Genomic DNA, 17,497 nt, shown 5'->3' with positions numbered 1-17,497 from the left:
GTCAGGAAAATTTGATGTCTTTAATTCTTAGTTGAACACTCGTCGAACCATTAAAAGTATTTTCTTCTATCGTGAAGGCCATTTTAAAATCATCTCCACGCGCTAAACTGTCGTAATGTTCTGCCATGTCAAAGCCAACTACCTGGAACACATTTTCATTATTACTTTGCTTCGCTAAAAACCGAACATGCTTGTCTTTGAAACTGGAAAGCGAGTTGAAGACATAAACATTCGAAGCTTCAAATAACGGCCTTGGATTTCCCGGACCAAACGGCGCCATTTGTTTAAGGATATTTACAAATTTCGGCGTGATCACATCAAAATATATTGGCATATCAATTTCAACGACAGGTGTCAGCATAGCCTCGGTGATAGTGGATGATACAACCTGTTCAAATTTTTGCTGAAAAAGCTCCAGGTTAGTGGCATCCAGTGTAAGTCCAGCTGCGTATTTATGACCTCCAAATTTTTCTAATAAATCGCTGCACTCTAAAATTGCGCTGTATAAATCAAAACCACTTACACTTCGGGCGGATCCGGTGATTTTGTTGTTTGACTCAGTTAAGATAACCGTTGGACGATAATACTTTTCGACACACCGTGCTGCGACGATACCAATCACTCCCTTATGCCAGGTGTTCTTAAAGAGAACAGTTGACTTAGCACTGCGAAGAATTTCATTACTCTCAATCATTGCAAGTGCTTCAACAGTTATATCGGAATCAAACTGCTTTCGAATTTCATTTTTCAAGTTTAGTCTTTCAGCGAGTGAATTGGCTTCTTCCTCTGTCTGAGATACTAGAAGCTCCACAGCACCTCGTGCATGCGCAACCCGGCCGGCAGCATTGATACGGGGACCAAGTGTAAATACAATTCCTGAAACATCGAGGTCACCTTTTATTCCGGAAATTTCTTTCAAAGCTTTTAACCCCGGGCGAGGATTTTCATTCAATTGCCGAAGTCCGAAATAAGTAAGGATGCGATTTTCACCAGTGATGGGAACAATGTCTGAAGCGATGCTGACGGCTACCAAATCTAGGTATTCGTATAACTCGTGTTCAAAACGATGCTTTTGAGCGAACCCTTGCATAAACTTAAATCCCAGCCCGCATCCACTCAATTCAGAATAAGGGTAATCACAAGTTTCTTGTTTGGGGTCCAATACAGCCACTGCGTTGGGTATGTCATCTCCAGGAAGGTGATGATCGCAAATTATAAAATCGATTCCTTTAAGTGTGGCTAAGTCTACAAGTTCGGATGATTTAATACCACAATCCAAGGCTATAACCAACGTAAAGTTTTGTTGTTCGGCGTACTCAACACCTGCAAGTGATATCCCGTAACCTTCTGCATACCGGTCGGGAACATACACTTCACAATGTGGGTAGAACTTGCTTAAATAACTGTACACGAGTGCTACCGACGTCGTTCCATCCACATCATAATCACCGTATATAAGAATTTTTTCTTTTGAGTCGATTGCTTTTTTTAAACGCGTCACTGCTTTCTCCATACCCTTCATGAGAAAGGGGTTATGCAATTCTTTCAAGGATGGCCGAAAATAATTTCGAGCACTTTCAAAATCAGCCGTGCCCCGCTGAATTAGAATGGCAGCGAGATAAGAATTTATGTTGATGGCCTGAGATAGCAATTCTATCTGAGTTTTCTCAGGGAGTTCCTTTATTACCCATCGTTTATTCATGCCGTTAGTTGGATTCAAATTTTAAAGTGCCTTCAACTCCGGTGCTTCCACTTTTTCCTTCCGCCCCAGGTTCACCATTCTTACCATTTTTACCACGAGGGCCTAGACCAGCACCACCATGATAGCCAGCGCGGCCACCTTCACCAGGGTTTCCTCCACTTATTCTAATCACTATTTTAGTTCCAATGGCGGGCTCAAGTAATTTGATCTTCGGACTCGATAATACCAAGTTTCCCCCGGCGGCTCCATTTCCACCTGGAGCACCATCACCTCCATTTCCACCTTTTCCTCCATTGCAGTGCAGAGTACCTGGACTTCCTCCGCCACCACTTCCTCCAGGGCCACCTTGACCTCCATCCCCGCCTGAAAGGTCAATAATAAGTGGACCTCTTATAGTAACCTTTTCAAGATACAGAAAAAGATTTACCCCCGGTCTTCCATCCAATCCTCTTGTTCCCGGCCCGCCAGGTAATCCGTCACGACAAGGCGCATTGTAAGATAATCCACTTCTTCCCTGGCGTCCGGGTTTACCTGCAACGCCTTTGCCATCAATCGTACAAAAGTTGCCTATTATCGTGACTTTAGTTCGAATGAAGTTATCGGTTTTCAGTTTGTTCAACACAAGACGGGATGAATCCATCATCACCAACGTATCGGCTACCAAAATATCCGATTGATCTAAAACGTAAGTCTCCTTGGATTTGATAACCAACTTACTCACTCTAACCTGTGCCCATAATGGATGGGATAAAAGTAACAGCAAAAGAAGAACTTTGAAATTGGTCATCCTTACAAACAAGCCTGTATAATAATGTTATGAAAATAAAGTTAACACAACCTGCGTGCCATTTATAAAAAAATAAAGCAGCACTCGCGCACTGCTTTATAAAAACAGAAATTTTCAAATTTATTTTGACTCAGGAGCGGGTTTATCGCCCACTACTCCCTCTAGTACATCTTTAATTTCTACGCGTTGCCCATCCTGATATGGAACGATCCAAGCGTCTTTAACACCCATTTCCCGCATGTACTTCTTAAAAGTATCAGCCTCCCAATAGTCACGAAATACGCCTATCGTCAACTTTTGAGGTTCTTTGTCTTTTGCTTCACCACCAAAGTTTGGATTATTCTCGAAGTACTTTGCAAGATTCTTATTTTTAAATGCGCCGATCTGAACTTTAAAAACAACTCCCTTAGAAAAATCCATAGAGTTTGAAGGGTTTTCTTTAAGAGAAGTTAGTTCTGCATTTGCTGCGGTTAATTGTCCACGAACTTGAGAAAGCTGGTCTTCAAGTTCCGCGATTTTCGAATCCTTTTCGCTAATGGAAGACTGCATCTGCGTCATTTTTTGATTCAACGTCGACACGTTATTATCGGCAGCCTGCTTATCTTCCTCGAGTTGTTTTAGGTTTGCAGGGTTCTTGGCATACTCCTTAGCTTTTTTCTTCCACTCTTTCTTCTCTTTTTTGGAAAGCTGAGCAAAGCTTTGCGTCGACGCAACGATCAACGCTAAGCAGAAGAATACGATGATACTTTTTTTCATTCTGGTAGGTTAAAAAATTTAAATTAAAGGTACAAATTTTATTAATATGCTCAACTAGTCGAGATTACCTACCATCTTCTCCGGCTTAACCCATGCGTCAAACTGTTCGGACGTTAATAAACCAAGCTCAACAGCAACTTCTCTTAAAGTCTTATTTTCCTTGTGCGCAGTCTTAGCAATTTTTGCAGCATTCTCATAACCGATATGGGTATTCAATGCCGTTACCAACATCAAAGAATTTTCCAAATGCTTCTTAATCACTTCATGATTTGGTTCGATACCTTCTGCACATTTTTCCGTGAAGGATACACATGCGTCTCCAAGCAATCTGGATGATTGAAGAACATTATAGGCGATGAGGGGCTTGAAAACGTTTAATTCAAAGTGGCCAGTCGCGCCGCCGATTGACACGGCTACATCATTACCGATGATTTGAGCACACACCATCGTGAGCGCTTCAGGCTGAGTAGGGTTAACCTTTCCGGGCATGATAGACGATCCTGGCTCATTATCGGGGATGATTATTTCACCGATACCACATCGGGGTCCGGAGCTTAACATACGAATGTCATTGGCAATTTTCATCAACGAAACAGCAGATCGTTTGAGTGCACCGGAAAGTTCTACCATGGCATCGTGAGCCGACAATGCTTCAAATTTATTGGGTGCTGTGATGAAGGGATAACCGGTAAGTTCAGCAATCTTTTTGGCCACCAGTACATCGTAACCTTTAGGCGCATTAAGTCCGGTGCCGACTGCAGTTCCACCGAGCGCGAGTTCGCGAACAACTTCCAAAGCGTTTTTTATTGCCCGCATGCTTTGATCTAATTGTTGAACAAATCCTGAAAATGCTTGGCCCAGGGTAAGCGGTGTAGCATCCATGAAATGTGTTCTGCCTGTTTTAACAATATTCTTGAAAGATGCAGATTTCTGTGCGAGCGTATCCCTTAATTTCTTCATCCCAGGCAACGTGATTTCAATCACTTGCTTGTAGGCCGCAATGTGCATCGCGGTCGGAAATGTATCATTGGATGATTGTGATTTATTTACGTCATCATTAGGATGCAGAATCTTTTTTTCATCATCTAGTTTCCCCCCTTGCAAGACGTGAGCACGATACGCAATGACCTCATTCACGTTCATGTTACTTTGGGTGCCAGACCCTGTTTGCCAAATTACCAATGGAAATTCGCCGTCCAGTTTTCCAGTTAAAATTTCATCGCACGTTTTTTCAATCAGTAGTTTTTTGTCGGCTGGCAAAACACCCAACTCATGATTTGCCTGCGCCGCAGCTTTTTTAAGGTACGCGAACGCATATATTATTTCCTTCGGCATGCTGGCTTCCGGACCAATTTTAAAATTGTTGCGTGATCGTTCGGTTTGAGCACCCCAATATTTATCGGCTGGTACCTTAACTTCACCCATGGTGTCTTTCTCAATGCGATAAGTCATGTTTCTTTAATTTGTGGCATAAAAATAGGAAAGGATAAACGAAAATGAATCGTAAAATTAAGTGAAGGGACCATAAACATCGATTTAATGGTAATAAGATGATTTGTTAACCTTACCTTTATTAAATATGAATGTGGGAAAGGCATCAAAAAAAGATAAGGTAGAAAAGCAATACTTCATTGCTATCGTACCCCCCTCACCCATTTATGAGGAGGCGTTCGAACAAAAGGTATATTTCAAGACGAAGTATAATAGTAAGGCTTCTTTGAATTCGCCCCCTCACATTACGCTCCATATGCCTTTTAAATGGGTTGAGAAAAATGAGGATGAACTCGCGTCACATTTGGCAAAGTTTGCCCGCGAAAACCTACCTGTTACGATTAAGCTGAATGGCTTTTCATCTTTTCCTCCGCGCGTGATTTTTATCAATGTTGAAATAACTCCTGAACTTGAAAGTTTGCAAAAGAATCTTGAACGGTATTTCAAAAGGCAGCTAAACCTCTTCAATGCAAATTATAAAGAACAACCTTTTCATCCTCACTTAACCCTGGCATTTAGAGATCTTAAGAAACCCAATTATCAAAAAGCTTGGGAAGAATTTGCAGAAAAAAACTATCAGGCAGCTTTCCTTGCCGATAAAATTGCGTTGCTGAAACATTCGGGTGCAGTTTGGGAAGTGTTTCAGGATTTTCAATTGATGGGAAGCAAAGAAACACTCAGAAAATAAAATCCTACTACTCCGGGCTGCCATTCTGTAATTGAAGTCCGCCAGTGTGAATAGCCAAAATAGTAGAACCTGGTTTAAAGAAATTTTTCCCGATCAGATCATAAACTCCCATCATCATCTTGGCGGTATATACAAATTCGAGTGGAATGTTGTGAAGAAGTTTAAAACGCTCAATAAACTCTAAAAGCTGTGACGTCGTTTTGGCATACCCTCCAAAATGATAGTCGTACATTAAGCGCCAGTTGGTTGCATCTTTACTTTTCTTACTAAGATTCAATATTTCGTTTATTAAAAAGTCAGCTTGCTTTAAAACAGGAAATCCTAAAATAATTTTTCTCACGTTCACTTGCTCAATAAGTCCCGCCAGTGTTCCACCAGTACCAACCGGGCAGCAAAGGTAATCGTATTCACACTTGAGTGTGTCGGCGAAATCCCTAACCCCTTTTACTGCCCACAAGTTTGACCCTCCTTCGGGAATAACATATGGATCCTCCAATTCGTCAAGAAGTCGTTCTGGTATCTTTTTTTCCCGGTAGGCTTCCCGTGGTATGAAGTATAGCTTCATGCCTTTCTGCTCAGCAAACGAGAGTGTAGGATTTAACGGCAAAGTCCGCTCGCCACGGATTATTCCAACACTTTTAAGATTTACTTCTGATGCCGCCGCTGCAGTTGCAAAAATATGATTCGAATAGGCACCCCCAAATGTGACTAACGTCTTAAAATTGTTATCTACTGCATCTTTAATATTGTATTTTAATTTCCACCATTTGTTTCCAGAAACATAAGGATGATTCAAATCTTCTCTCTTAATGAGCAGGCTTACTTGCGCTCTTTCGAGTACTTCATCGTGAATTTTCTGAACTGGAGTGTCTCGATAGTGTAACATTATATTCTCGATTTAAAAGTAAATATTTTCCTGAAAAAATTGCCCAAGCAAATCAGAAACACTAATATTGTTAGTGTTTCAACTAAAAATATTAGTTTATGGAAGAGGAGAAAGTGGATTATTTCAAAGGAAGAGGAGCGCAAATTAAAACCGAAAACAAGTTCTTAAAAGCACAATACGTTACTGATCACATTGAAGGACTTGATGAACCGTTGCTTTCGGCGCCTACGACGCAGGTATTTTATGAAAACGCTAAAAAAATTGTAAATAAGGTTGAGAGTCCTGACTTGGCAGGAATGTATTCCCTAAATCCGTATCAGGGATGTGAGCATGGATGTATTTATTGTTACGCCAGAAATACGCATGAATACTGGGGGTTTAGTGCAGGTTTAGACTTTGAAAGTAAGATCGTGGTAAAGGAAAATGCCCCTGCATTGTTAGAAAAATTCTTAATGCATCCTGACTGGCATGCAACACCAATCATGGTTTCAGGCAATACCGATTGTTACCAGCCACTTGAAAGAAAGCTAGAGATAACCCGCAAATTGCTCATGGTGTTTGCAAAGTATAGGCACCCCGTTGGTATGATCTCAAAAAACAGTCTGGTAACAAGAGATATTGATATCCTGTCCGATCTTGCTAAAGATAATCTTGTCCAAATTCATATATCGATAACCACTTTAAATGAAGACCTGCGCAGGGCCATGGAACCACGGACGGCAAGTGCTAAAAAAAGATTGCTAACAGTGGAGACGCTTGCCAAAGCCGGCATACCGGTCGGAATCATGAATGCTCCAATTGTTCCTGGGTTAAACCATCATGAAATTCCTGCCGTACTCAAAGCTGCAGCCGATCACGGCGCGCTCGGTGCCGGCATGACTATGGTTAGGTTAAATGGCAGCATTGGGAAAATCTTCGAAGATTGGCTAAGGAAAAATTTTCCTGATAGATTTGATAAGGTATGGAATCAGATCAGTGCTGTCCATGGGGGACAAGTAAACGACTCAACATTTGGAAGACGAATGACGGGAGCAGGTAACTATGCTGAAGCGGTTCACCAGTTGTTCAGTACATCAAAGAAAAAGTACTTTGCAGATAGATCCATGCCACCATTAGATTTAACTAAATTTAGAAAAGGCGGCAACTTAAATTTGTTTTAATAGACGTCGGAAAAACTACTTCTTGCCGAAATGTTTGTAAAAACAAATAATGGTTTCGATACCTAAGGTGAAGTTCTTTACACCAAAATGTTCATTGGGCGAATGGATTGCGTCCGTGTCAAAACCAAAACCCATGAGAACGGTATCAAGATTAAGTTCTTTTTTAAATAATGCGACAATGGGGATGCTTCCACCATCGCGCATGGGGATGGGAGTCTTTCCAAAAACTTCTTCGAACGCTTTGCTGGCTGCTTTATAAGAACTTGAATCGGTTGGTGTTACGGCGGGCTCGCCACCATGCAGAGGGCTGACCTTGACAGTTACATAATCAGGCGCTATAGAAGCGAAATGCTTTGTGAACAGCTCCGTAATTTCGCTACTAACCTGATTGGGAACAAGCCGCATTGAAATCTTTGCAGAAGCTTTTGAAGGCAATACTGTTTTAGCCCCTTCGCCTATGTATCCTCCCCAAATTCCATTTGCATCCAATGTTGGCCGTATACCTGTGCGCTCAAGTGTACTATAATTTTTTTCTCCTTTAATATCTTTGATGCCAAGCTCTTCCTTATAAGCGGTCAGGTCAAACGGAGCCTTATTGATAGCAGTACGTTCAGATACATTTAGTTCTGCGACTTTATCGTAAAAGCCTGGTATCGTTACTCGGCCATCTTTATCATGCAACGAGGCTATCATGGAGCAAAGAACATTTATGGGATTTGCAACGGCCCCGCCATATACACCTGAGTGCAGGTCGCGATTAGGGCCTTTAACTTCTACCTCGACGTAACTTAATCCTCTTAACCCCGTCGTTATTGAAGGGTTTTCCAATGAAATCATTGCAGTATCCGAAATCAAAATCACATCTGCTCGTAATTTTTGCTTATTGTTAGTAACAAAAATTCCCAGGTTGTCCGAACCCACTTCTTCCTCACCTTCTATCATGAACTTGATGTTGCATGTGAGAAGATTAAGTTTGGTCATCGCCTCAAAGGCCTTAACATGCATGTAAGCCTGGCCTTTGTCGTCACATGAACCACGCGCATAAATTTTTTCATCTTTTATAACAGGCTCGAAAGGAGGCGATGTCCAAAGTTCAAGAGGGTCCGCGGGCTGCACATCATAATGACCGTATACCAACACCGTTGGAAAGGACGCATCTATAATTTTCTCACCATATACAATCGGGTTTCCCGCAGTTTCGCAGATTTCCACTTTATCGGCTCCCGCAGTTTTTAATTTGTCGGCTAAAAACTCAGCGGCTTTTCGAACATCATTTTTATACTTTTTGTCAGCACTGATAGACGGAATTCTAAGCCATTCGAAAAGCTCGGATAAAAATCGATCTTTGTTGTTTAAAATATATTCTTTTATCATAGAAGCAAATTAAGGTTTATTGATCTAGGCAGAACAATGCATATCTGCTAAAGTTTAAAATCTACTGAGGCGACGACAAATTAAGCGAATCTCTCAAATATTGAAATTCATTTTTATTCTTGGTCCAATAATCGGTGACTAATGTCTTATCGAGAGATGCCTTGGTGTATTGGGTTTTGCCGCGCTCTACAAATTCTTCGGTCCATCCTAAAATTTTGTAGGGAAAGTTCTTTTCAAATTGAATGGAGAGTTTACGCTGCTGCTCGGGTAGCGAGATCGAATAAGTTATCAAATTATTGGATTCGCCTTTCGAAGCCTCTGCTTGTTGAGCCTTTAAGTCGACATGATTCAGACGCGAAAAAAATAGTCCCGGAATTATATCGATCTCGCCTGTTGGTAGCTCTGTGTGGTCAAGACGGATCAGGTTCCAGATTTCATCTTCTATTAACATTTTTTTTAAGGAGAAATTAGCATCTCCTTCTTTTTCAAAATATGAAAATGATTTTACATCAAACTGATTTCCCCTGAGATTCATTTGTGTAAAAACTTGACCGCACCATTCCTGCGCAGACATTACCGACTTGAGCGAGTGCGGATATTCTTCGCGATTGACGGGAGTAAATACCGATTGCATCATTGAGTACGGATAGATGCCAGTTAAGAAATTTTTTGTAAAATTTAATTTTAAAATGCTGACTTTGTCACTTTCAGATTCAGAAGGATCATCCAATTTTACGTGTTTCTTTTTGGAAAAATCTTCGGTAACAAAAATTAAGACAGCCTTTCCACTTCGTTGCTCACCGTATCTGGACTGATCTAAGGAATAAGAATTGATTTCTGCTTTTCCGGAATACCAATATTGCTTAAAGTTGCCGCTTTCATATATTTTGTCGGCATCTCCATTCCACCCCTGACAGCCACAAAGCAGCACTCCAACCAAATACAATTTGAAATGCTGGAGCTTCATCTTAAAAGAGCATGATGATTAATTTGTTTTCCACTCCAATGTGTTTATCATATGCATGATATCTTTCTTCATATACTCAATGGCAGGTGCAAGTGAATCGTTTGCCACTTTTGTATTGAAATAAAGGGCGCCACGTAAAAAGTTTTTTGCGGAATCCGTAACTGTAAACTGAAACTGACTGGGCACTTCACCTTCCAACTCAGCTATAACTGCAGTTTTTCCATGTGGTGTTTTTGTAATCACTTCATTGATAGCATAGGCCTTGATTTGATGCTTTGAAGTAAGCGTATAAGCATCATCTAAAAATTCTTTTAATACTGTTTTGCTAGGAATAGATTTATACGTGATATGAACATTGGATTTAATTCCGGGATAATAAATCTCAATCCAAAACCTTTCACTGATGGCTGAAGTGTCATCGAGTAATTTTGCGTGCACCGAATATTCAAAGGTATAAGGCAAGGAATCCGGAAGTGATTGATAGGAAGGTACAGGCAAGTTTAACCGGTTATAACCTAACGGCTTCGGCGAATAATCTTGTTGGCATGAAGTAAAGATTAAGCAGAGCCCTATTCCTAAAAAGATTAAATCTTTCCTTTTTAACAGATTAGTAAAAATATTTTTCTGAGGCAAATTCATTTTACTGGGCACAAACAAAAGTAACTCCTCGTTTTGAATTTCTTTATTGGATTACCCTAAATACTATTTTATCTCATGTTCTTTTACGTTGCCCATGATTTCCTGAACGATATCTTCCAATGTTATCAAGCCTACGGTGTTTAGCGAAACATTGAGGGCTATCGCCATGTGGACATGCTTTTCCTGGAAGTCTTTCAAGAGAGAGCTAATTCTCATCGATTCATTCACAAAGAAACCAGGCCGGATTAAGTTTTGCCAAGGGTAATGTTTTTCCTCAATAAAAGGTAGTAGGTCTTTTGGATATAAAACGCCAACAATGTTGTCAATGCTTTTCCGGTAAACAGGAATTCGGGCAAACCCGGTTTTACTTATATAATTTATCAATTCCTGAAAATTCATTTCTGTTTTAATTGCGGAGATTTGATGTCTTGGTCTCATAACTTCTTTCACGGTTAACGTGCCGAAGTTCACTAGTCTCCTAAGGAAAAGTGTATCGCCACCAGACTCCAGCGTATTTTCTGCGGCTAGTTCTAACGCATGACTTAATGCGCTGGCTCCTGATTGAATACCGCTTTTGTCCATTTTTTTTTCCAGGAGCTGTCCGGTTTTTATAATAAAAACCGAAAAAGGTCTTAACACTTGAATCCACACCCTCCAGGCATAGACAGTCCGTTGTGCTACCCGAATGTTGTTTTTTACACCGTAAATTCTGGGAATAATTTCACCAACAACAGCAATTGCAACAATGCACAGGAATAGCGCTAAAAGAATTACTTCCACTTTTGATTTTAAGGTGCTCGCAATTTCCCACACCAAAGACGTGGAAATGGTGATGATACTTACGTCGACAAAAGTATTTAGAACTATAAAGGACACCAGCAACAGACGCGGCCGTCCAAGCAGTTCGGCTATTAAATTATTGCGTTTATCAACGTTGGCTTTGAACCTATCCAGATGATGGGAGGTGAATGAAAAATATGCTGCTTCTGAAGCAGACACAATGGAGGAAAGGAGTAGCAGAAAGGCTATTCCGCCAATACTTAAAATATAGAATAACCCCTGATCTGAAAAGATACTTAACAGTAAGGAATAACTGGGAGGCTCTTTCACTCAGGGGTTATTTGATGAAACATCAGAACGGTAAATCGTCTGTACTATTATCAACTGGTGCATGAGCACGATAGCTGTCGGCAGAACTTGATTCCGCTGAGCTATAGCCTGAGCTTGCACTGCTGCCGCTTCCTTTTGAGGAAAGCATGGTCATATTATCAGCAATTATTTCTGTGGTATAGCGGGTCACACCCTCCTTCTCCCATGACCGGGTTCTCAACTTGCCTTCTATATAGACCATGTCGCCTTTGTGAAGATACTTCTGTACAATTTCAGCAAGACTTCTCCAAGTGACAACATTGTGCCATTCTGTGATTTCCTTTTTTTCGCCGGTTGTTTTGTCCTTGTAACTTTCCGATGTGGCCACGGTAAAATTGGCGACGGTTGCACCGTTTTCGAGATTTCTAACTTCTGGATCTTTGCCTAAGCGGCCTACCAGAATAACTTTATTTACTCCTGACATACTAATAATTGTTTAAAGTGATACATAACGACTTGGTAAAAGTACCATTCTCCAATCAACTATAAAAGTTTTTATAGTCTGATAAAAAGCGGGTAATCAGCACAGGCTTTGGCAAGTCGTATATTTTTTCGAAAGTATAGAATTTTAAATTTTTATCCTTGATTGGCGGAGACTTTCGAAGCTTTATAATGATAAACTTGGCATTGATAACTTGATGGCTCAGCACATGCCGGTAATCACGCGAAATTTCAACCTCTTCAATCTCAACAGGCTTTCTATAAGCCTGCTGAAATTCAGATAGTATTTTCTCAGGCTTTATAGACCTAAGCTTTTCAATCAATTGGAAATCAAATAAACCTTCCCAAATATCTTTATCGGCCCGTCGCTTCATCATTAAAGATTTTCCTTTTTGAAACACGATATAGTAGAAATACCTCCTTCGAGCAGACTTCAACTTGATTTTTCTGGGCAATGCTGATTGTAAGTTGTGTTTTGCCGCAAAACACGACTGAAGAAAACTACAACTGCTGCAGAAGGGATTTTTCGGCACACAATGTAAAGCCCCGAACTCCATGATCGCCTGATTGTGAAAATCAGGATACTTTTTGCTGATAAGGCTGTTCGCCAGCGTGGTAAAAATTTTTCTTCCCTCTGGACTATTTATTTCGTCTTCAATACCAAATACCCGAGACAATACTCGAAAGACATTCCCATCTACAACGGCCACCGGCTCTTTGAAGGAAAACGATGCAATGGCAGCCGCCGTATATTCTCCAATCCCGGGGAGTTTCAAAAGTGTTTCAAAAGTGTTAGGGAAGACGCCTCCATAAGACGCCACCACAACTTTAGCACACTTGTGCAGATTTCGGGCACGGGTATAATATCCTAATCCCTGCCACAACCGAAGTACCTCCTGCTCGGTGGCGGCAGCCAATTCCTGCACGGTAGGAAACCGTTCGACAAACTTTAAGTAGTAAGGCATTCCCTGGTTTACCCTTGTCTGTTGCAAAATAATTTCTGACAACCAGACTTTATAAGGATCTTGGGTATCCCGCCAAGGAAGGTCGCGCTTGTTACTTTTATACCATTCAACGACTTTATCAGAGAAATATCGGTTGTCCATCCTCCTGAGTATCAGATTTTTTCAATATTCATTTTTAATTCTGAAGTCGGCATTTAAATTTGCCCTCCCGTAAATTTTCAAACGTACTAGACTAAAAATATAACACAGTGACCAAAGCAGACATTATTAACGAAATCGCAGAAAAGACTGGGGTTGACAAAGCTGATGTAACGGCATCAGTAGAAGCTTTTTTTAGCGTTGTAAAGAGTTCCATGTCCAATGGGAATAACATTTACATTCGTGGTTTTGGGAGTTTCATCAACAAGAAACGCAAGAAAAAAATTGCCCGGAACATTTCACGTAATACCGCTTTAGTTATTGACGAGCATTTTGTACCAAGCTTTAAACCCGCAAAGATTTTTGTAAACAAGATTAAAAACAGCGACAAGGTAAAGCAACTGGAAGAAAAATCTCCAAACTGAATTAATAACAATCTTATAATCTCCACACCCATCGTGTAGCACGTAAATAATGCTCAAAACTCGTATTCTGTTAGTTGTTGGTAGTGCTATCGTAATCTGGCTGATATTCCTGTTGCCAAAAGTTGTAGTAAATAACGAAGCAGAAATATCAGAAAACGGGAATGGTCCTGCCCCTTCGCCGGGTCAGACTACAGAAGAGATGCATACTGAAGTATCACCCGAAATTCAAAATGCCATCAGCCAGTTGAGGGTCCAGATGGATGGACGCTTGCCGAAAGAAAAAAATGCTATCTTTGCCGACTCTTTAGCAAACCTGTATCAGCGCGCGAGCAAATTTGACAGCGCTGCATGGTTCGCCGAGGAGGCTTCGAAGTTCTTTAATACGACTGAAAGTTGGATCAAGGCAGGTGATCAATATTACCAGGCTTATACCTTCGCACTAGATCAGGCCAAGCAAAATGAGCTGGCAGAAAAGGCGCGTGCATTTTTCAAAAAGGTATTGGATGTGAATCCTAAAAATCTGGATGTGAAAACGAAATTGGCAATGACTTATGTTTCGTCAAACCCTATGCAAGGTGTTACGATGTTGAGAGAAGTTCTGGCTGATGATCCAAAAAATGAAGCTGCACTCCTTAATATGGGAATGCTATCAATTCAATCCGGTCAGCATGAGAGGGCTATTGAAAGATTGGAGGAGTTGATAAAAATTAATCCGGATCATGCACAAGCGCAACTATTGCTGGGCATTGCATTGATGAATACGGGTGAAAAGGCAAGAGCGAAACAACAGTTTGAAAAAGTAAAACAAATGGATAACGATCCTGCTGTGCAAGCAACGGTAGATTCGTATCTGAAGGATTTAAAATAATTAACACATTACTATGCCTAGTGGAAAGAAAAGGAAGAAACACAAAATGGCCACGCACAAGCGTAAAAAGCGTCTGAGAAAAAACAGGCATAAGAAGAAATAGCCGGTTTACCGGCTATAAGCTGGAAATGTTCCAGCCTATACTTACATCATTAAACAAATTTTTTAAGTTTTGAGTAACGAACTAATTATTAGTGCCACTCAGGACGGATGTCGTATAGCCCTTCTTAAAGATAAGACGCTTGTTGAATTTCATAATGAAGAAGAAGGCACCAAGTTTACTGTAGGGGATATTTACCTGGGTACAGTAAAAAAAGTTGTTCCGGGCCTTAATGCAGCATTTATTGATGTTGGTTACGACAAAGATGCTTTTCTTCATTACCTCGATCTTGGGCCCCAGTTTAGTTCACTTCAAAAGTTTACAAAACTTGTTCGAGCCAAAAAGATTAATGGCGGTAAACTAGACAAATTCAATGGTGAACCGGACATTGACAAGCATGGGAAAATCACCCAGCAATTGTCAAAGAACCAGGTATTACCAGTGCAAATTGTCAAAGAACCAATTTCAACGAAAGGGCCACGATTATCCTGCGAGTTAGCCCTGGCTGGGCGATATCTGGTATTGGTACCATTTTCCAGTGCGGTAAGCGTATCAAAAAAAATTACCAGCAGTGAGGAGCGGAAGCGACTACTTCGGCTCATTCAATCGATTAAACCGGAAAACTTCGGGGTAATTATTCGTACAGTAGCAGAGGGTAAGGAGGTTGCAGAACTTGACCGTGACCTGCGCTCCATGGTGAAAACGTGGGAGGAGGGAATGACCAGGCTCGTCGCCGCGAACCCTCGCGACAAAATTATTGGTGAATTAGACAAGACATCTTCCCTGTTACGTGACATGCTTAATGAATCGTTCGACAATGTCCATGTTGACGATAAGAAGATGTACGAAGATGTCAAAACTTTCATTCGAAACATCGCTCCCGACAAAGAAAAGATCGTAAAACTCTATACCGGTAAGGCCAAAATTTTTGAGCATTATGGTATCGAAAGACAAATTAAATCCGCTTTTGGGCAGACAGTCAGTTTAAGGGCTGGCGGTTATCTCATCATTGAGCATACCGAAGCCCTTCACGTAATTGATGTCAATAGCGGTAATAAATCCAATCGCGAAGAGAATCAGGAGACTACGGCGCTTTCGGTAAATATGGAAGCTGCAAAAGAAATTGCTCGCCAGTTGCGTTTGCGAGACATGGGTGGAATTATTGTCGTAGACTTCATTGACATGAAGAATCCGGACAATAAAAAACTCATCTACAAGATTATGAAAGATGAGATGGCGGATGATAAAGCAAAATCAACCGTACTTCCGCTTTCCAAGTTTGGATTGATGCAAATCACACGTGAACGCGTTCGACCTCAGATGAATATCGCTACGAAGGAGGTATGTCCAACGTGTAACGGTACTGGTAAAATTACTGCATCGATTCTTGTATCCGATTTAATTGAAAAAAATATCGAACACCTTTTAGTCAAACAAAACGAACGGAATTTGGTGTTAGCAGTTCATCCCTATTTGCATGCTTATTTTACTCAGGGTCTTATCTCACAACGGATGCGCTGGTACTTTAAATATAAACGCTGGGTTAGCCTTGTTAAAGACACCTCGATGGCGATAATCGAGTATAAATTTTTGAACAAGGAAGGCGAGGAAATTCAGTTGACATGAAGTGAAATCATGACCATTAAATCGTCATGATTTCACTTTCTTTCTTCTTCATTAGCGCATCAATTCTCGCGATGAAATCGTTGGTCATTTCCTGAACACGTTCTTCAGCATTTTTCACGTCGTCTTCGGATACACCTTTGATTTTTTTCAGTTCTTCATTTGTTTCTTTACGGACTGTTCGCACACTTATCTTGCCGTGTTCGCACTCCTGCCCAACTTGTTTTACAAGTTGTTTCCGTCTTTCTTCCGTTAACATTGGGATGTTAATAATTACCTGCTGACCGTCATTTTGAGGATTCAATCCGAGATTGGCCGTTAGAATTGCTTTTTCAATCTCCGGAATCATACCTTTTTCCCACGGTTTAATAAATATTGTACGTGCATCTGGAGTGGTCAGTGATGACACTTGATTCAAGGGTGTGTTCGTTCCATAATAAGAGACAAAAATTCCATCCAGCATAGTTGGGTTCGCTTTGCCGGCCCGAATTTTACTTAGTTCTTGACCAACGTGCGACAGCGCTTTGTTCATTTGAGCTTTTGCATCATCAAGATATAACTCAATCTCGTCCATAACATGCTTAATTAAATATGTAGTGCGTGATAAAGGAATGACTTTATTGAAACTAACTAATTAATGTTCCGGCTTCTTCACCTTGCACAACTTTGAGCAGGTTGCCTTTCTTATTCATATCGAATACGATAATGGGAAGTTTGTTTTCCATGCACAGCGTGAAAGCGGTCATGTCCATAATATTTAAATTCTTTTCATATGCTTCTTGAAAAGATAATTTGGTGTACCGTACAGCGTCCGGAAACTTCTCGGGATCTTTGGTGTATACACCATCTACACGAGTTCCTTTTAATACAACATCTGCTTGTAATTCTACTGCACGCAAACTTGCTGTCGAATCTGTTGTGAAATAAGGATTACCAATACCCGCTCCGAAAATAACAATTCGTCCTTTTTCAAGGTGACGGATAGCTCGTCGGCGGATAAAGGGCTCGCAAACCTGCTCCATTTTGATACCTGCCATCAAGCGGGTGTACATACCGTGGCGTTCCAACGAACTTTGCAATGCCATTGCATTAATAACAGTGGCCAACATTCCCATATAATCTCCCTGAACACGGTCTATACCCAATGCTTCAGCCTGACCACCTCGGAAAATATTTCCTCCTCCAATGACAATTGCTAATTCAATACCTGCATCTTTTACCAGTTTTATTTCTGCACAATATTGCTCCAGAACTGCAGGGTCGATGTTCGTACTTTTAGATGATCCCTGAAGAGCCTCTCCGCTAAGTTTAAGTAAGATGCGTTTATATTTCATTTAC

General features: G+C 40.8%; 18 protein-coding genes. 5 read left to right on the top strand and 13 right to left on the bottom strand.

All coding sequences use genetic code 11. The features are described 5' to 3' along the window. Window position 1: 1 nt before the first annotated feature. The 4 genes from recJ to fumC form a co-directional block, all read right to left on the bottom strand. Window positions 2–1,702 (bottom strand): single-stranded-DNA-specific exonuclease RecJ, encoded by a 1,701-nt coding sequence (recJ, locus tag P2W71_RS05535; protein ID WP_276368116.1) that lies wholly within the window; start codon window positions 1,700–1,702, stop codon window positions 2–4. 4 nt (window positions 1,703–1,706) lie between these two features. Continuing rightward, on the bottom strand, window positions 1,707–2,465 hold the full coding sequence (locus P2W71_RS05530) for a hypothetical protein (protein WP_276368115.1): 759 nt from the start codon (window positions 2,463–2,465) through the stop codon (window positions 1,707–1,709). Window positions 2,466–2,609: 144 nt separating this feature from the next. Beyond that, on the bottom strand, window positions 2,610–3,245 hold the full coding sequence (locus P2W71_RS05525; protein ID WP_276368114.1) for an Ezrin/radixin/moesin family protein: 636 nt from the start codon (window positions 3,243–3,245) through the stop codon (window positions 2,610–2,612). Window positions 3,246–3,299: 54 nt separating this feature from the next. Beyond that, a complete protein-coding gene (gene fumC / locus P2W71_RS05520; RefSeq protein ID WP_276368113.1) occupies window positions 3,300–4,697 on the bottom strand; it encodes a class II fumarate hydratase in 1,398 nt (465 codons plus the stop codon). 127 nt (window positions 4,698–4,824) lie between these two features. Between fumC and P2W71_RS05515 the strand changes: the two genes are divergently transcribed. Next, a complete protein-coding gene (locus tag P2W71_RS05515) occupies window positions 4,825–5,424 on the top strand; it encodes a 2'-5' RNA ligase family protein (RefSeq protein ID WP_276368112.1) in 600 nt (199 codons plus the stop codon). 7 nt (window positions 5,425–5,431) lie between these two features. On the opposite strand, the gene P2W71_RS05510 is transcribed toward P2W71_RS05515, so the two are convergent. Beyond that, window positions 5,432–6,310 (bottom strand): pyridoxal-phosphate dependent enzyme, encoded by an 879-nt coding sequence (locus tag P2W71_RS05510; protein WP_276368111.1) that lies wholly within the window; start codon window positions 6,308–6,310, stop codon window positions 5,432–5,434. Between the two features lie 98 nt (window positions 6,311–6,408). On the opposite strand from P2W71_RS05510, the gene P2W71_RS05505 reads away from it, so the two are divergent. Continuing rightward, window positions 6,409–7,470, top strand: a complete 1,062-nt coding sequence (locus P2W71_RS05505) for a PA0069 family radical SAM protein (RefSeq protein ID WP_276368110.1) — start codon at window positions 6,409–6,411, stop codon at window positions 7,468–7,470. Between the two features lie 15 nt (window positions 7,471–7,485). On the opposite strand, the gene P2W71_RS05500 is transcribed toward P2W71_RS05505, so the two are convergent. The 6 genes from P2W71_RS05500 to mutY form a co-directional block, all read right to left on the bottom strand. Continuing rightward, the gene (locus P2W71_RS05500; RefSeq protein WP_276368109.1) at window positions 7,486–8,844 is read right to left on the bottom strand and encodes a dipeptidase; all 1,359 of its coding nucleotides are present in this window, start codon (window positions 8,842–8,844) and stop codon (window positions 7,486–7,488) included. Between the two features lie 61 nt (window positions 8,845–8,905). Continuing rightward, on the bottom strand, window positions 8,906–9,811 hold the full coding sequence (locus tag P2W71_RS05495; RefSeq protein ID WP_276368108.1) for a hypothetical protein: 906 nt from the start codon (window positions 9,809–9,811) through the stop codon (window positions 8,906–8,908). 18 nt (window positions 9,812–9,829) lie between these two features. Continuing rightward, window positions 9,830–10,450 (bottom strand): gliding motility lipoprotein GldD, encoded by a 621-nt coding sequence (gene gldD, locus P2W71_RS05490; RefSeq protein WP_276368107.1) that lies wholly within the window; start codon window positions 10,448–10,450, stop codon window positions 9,830–9,832. A 63-nt stretch (window positions 10,451–10,513) separates the two neighbouring features. Continuing rightward, entirely contained in the window at window positions 10,514–11,560 is a 1,047-nt protein-coding gene (locus tag P2W71_RS05485) for a CNNM domain-containing protein (RefSeq protein WP_276368106.1), read from the bottom strand. Window positions 11,561–11,582: 22 nt separating this feature from the next. Continuing rightward, entirely contained in the window at window positions 11,583–12,023 is a 441-nt protein-coding gene (locus P2W71_RS05480) for a single-stranded DNA-binding protein (protein WP_346659943.1), read from the bottom strand. A 55-nt stretch (window positions 12,024–12,078) separates the two neighbouring features. Further along, entirely contained in the window at window positions 12,079–13,146 is a 1,068-nt protein-coding gene (gene mutY, locus P2W71_RS05475) for an A/G-specific adenine glycosylase (protein WP_276368105.1), read from the bottom strand. Between the two features lie 107 nt (window positions 13,147–13,253). Here mutY and P2W71_RS05470 point away from each other — a divergent pair, with 107 nt between their 5' ends. The 3 genes from P2W71_RS05470 (at window position 13,254) to P2W71_RS05460 (ending at window position 16,162) form a co-directional block, all read left to right on the top strand. After that, window positions 13,254–13,568, top strand: coding sequence for an HU family DNA-binding protein (locus P2W71_RS05470; RefSeq protein ID WP_276368104.1), 315 nt, complete (start codon window positions 13,254–13,256; stop codon window positions 13,566–13,568). Between the two features lie 49 nt (window positions 13,569–13,617). Continuing rightward, window positions 13,618–14,436, top strand: coding sequence for a tetratricopeptide repeat protein (locus tag P2W71_RS05465; RefSeq protein WP_276368103.1), 819 nt, complete (start codon window positions 13,618–13,620; stop codon window positions 14,434–14,436). Window positions 14,437–14,608: 172 nt separating this feature from the next. After that, window positions 14,609–16,162, top strand: coding sequence for an Rne/Rng family ribonuclease (locus tag P2W71_RS05460; RefSeq protein ID WP_276368100.1), 1,554 nt, complete (start codon window positions 14,609–14,611; stop codon window positions 16,160–16,162). Between the two features lie 16 nt (window positions 16,163–16,178). Here P2W71_RS05460 and frr read toward each other — a convergent pair whose 3' ends face one another. Both frr and pyrH read right to left on the bottom strand, forming a co-directional pair. Then, the gene (frr, locus tag P2W71_RS05455) at window positions 16,179–16,733 is read right to left on the bottom strand and encodes a ribosome recycling factor (RefSeq protein WP_276368098.1); all 555 of its coding nucleotides are present in this window, start codon (window positions 16,731–16,733) and stop codon (window positions 16,179–16,181) included. Window positions 16,734–16,785: 52 nt separating this feature from the next. Continuing rightward, window positions 16,786–17,493 (bottom strand): UMP kinase, encoded by a 708-nt coding sequence (pyrH, locus tag P2W71_RS05450; protein ID WP_276368095.1) that lies wholly within the window; start codon window positions 17,491–17,493, stop codon window positions 16,786–16,788. Between the last annotated feature and the right edge of the window lie 4 nt (window positions 17,494–17,497).

It is taken from the genome of Chryseolinea sp. H1M3-3 (assembly GCF_029360725.1).
Classification (GTDB): Bacteria; Bacteroidota; Bacteroidia; order Cytophagales; family Cyclobacteriaceae; genus Chryseolinea.
This window is presented reverse-complemented; position numbering and strand designations above follow the sequence as displayed.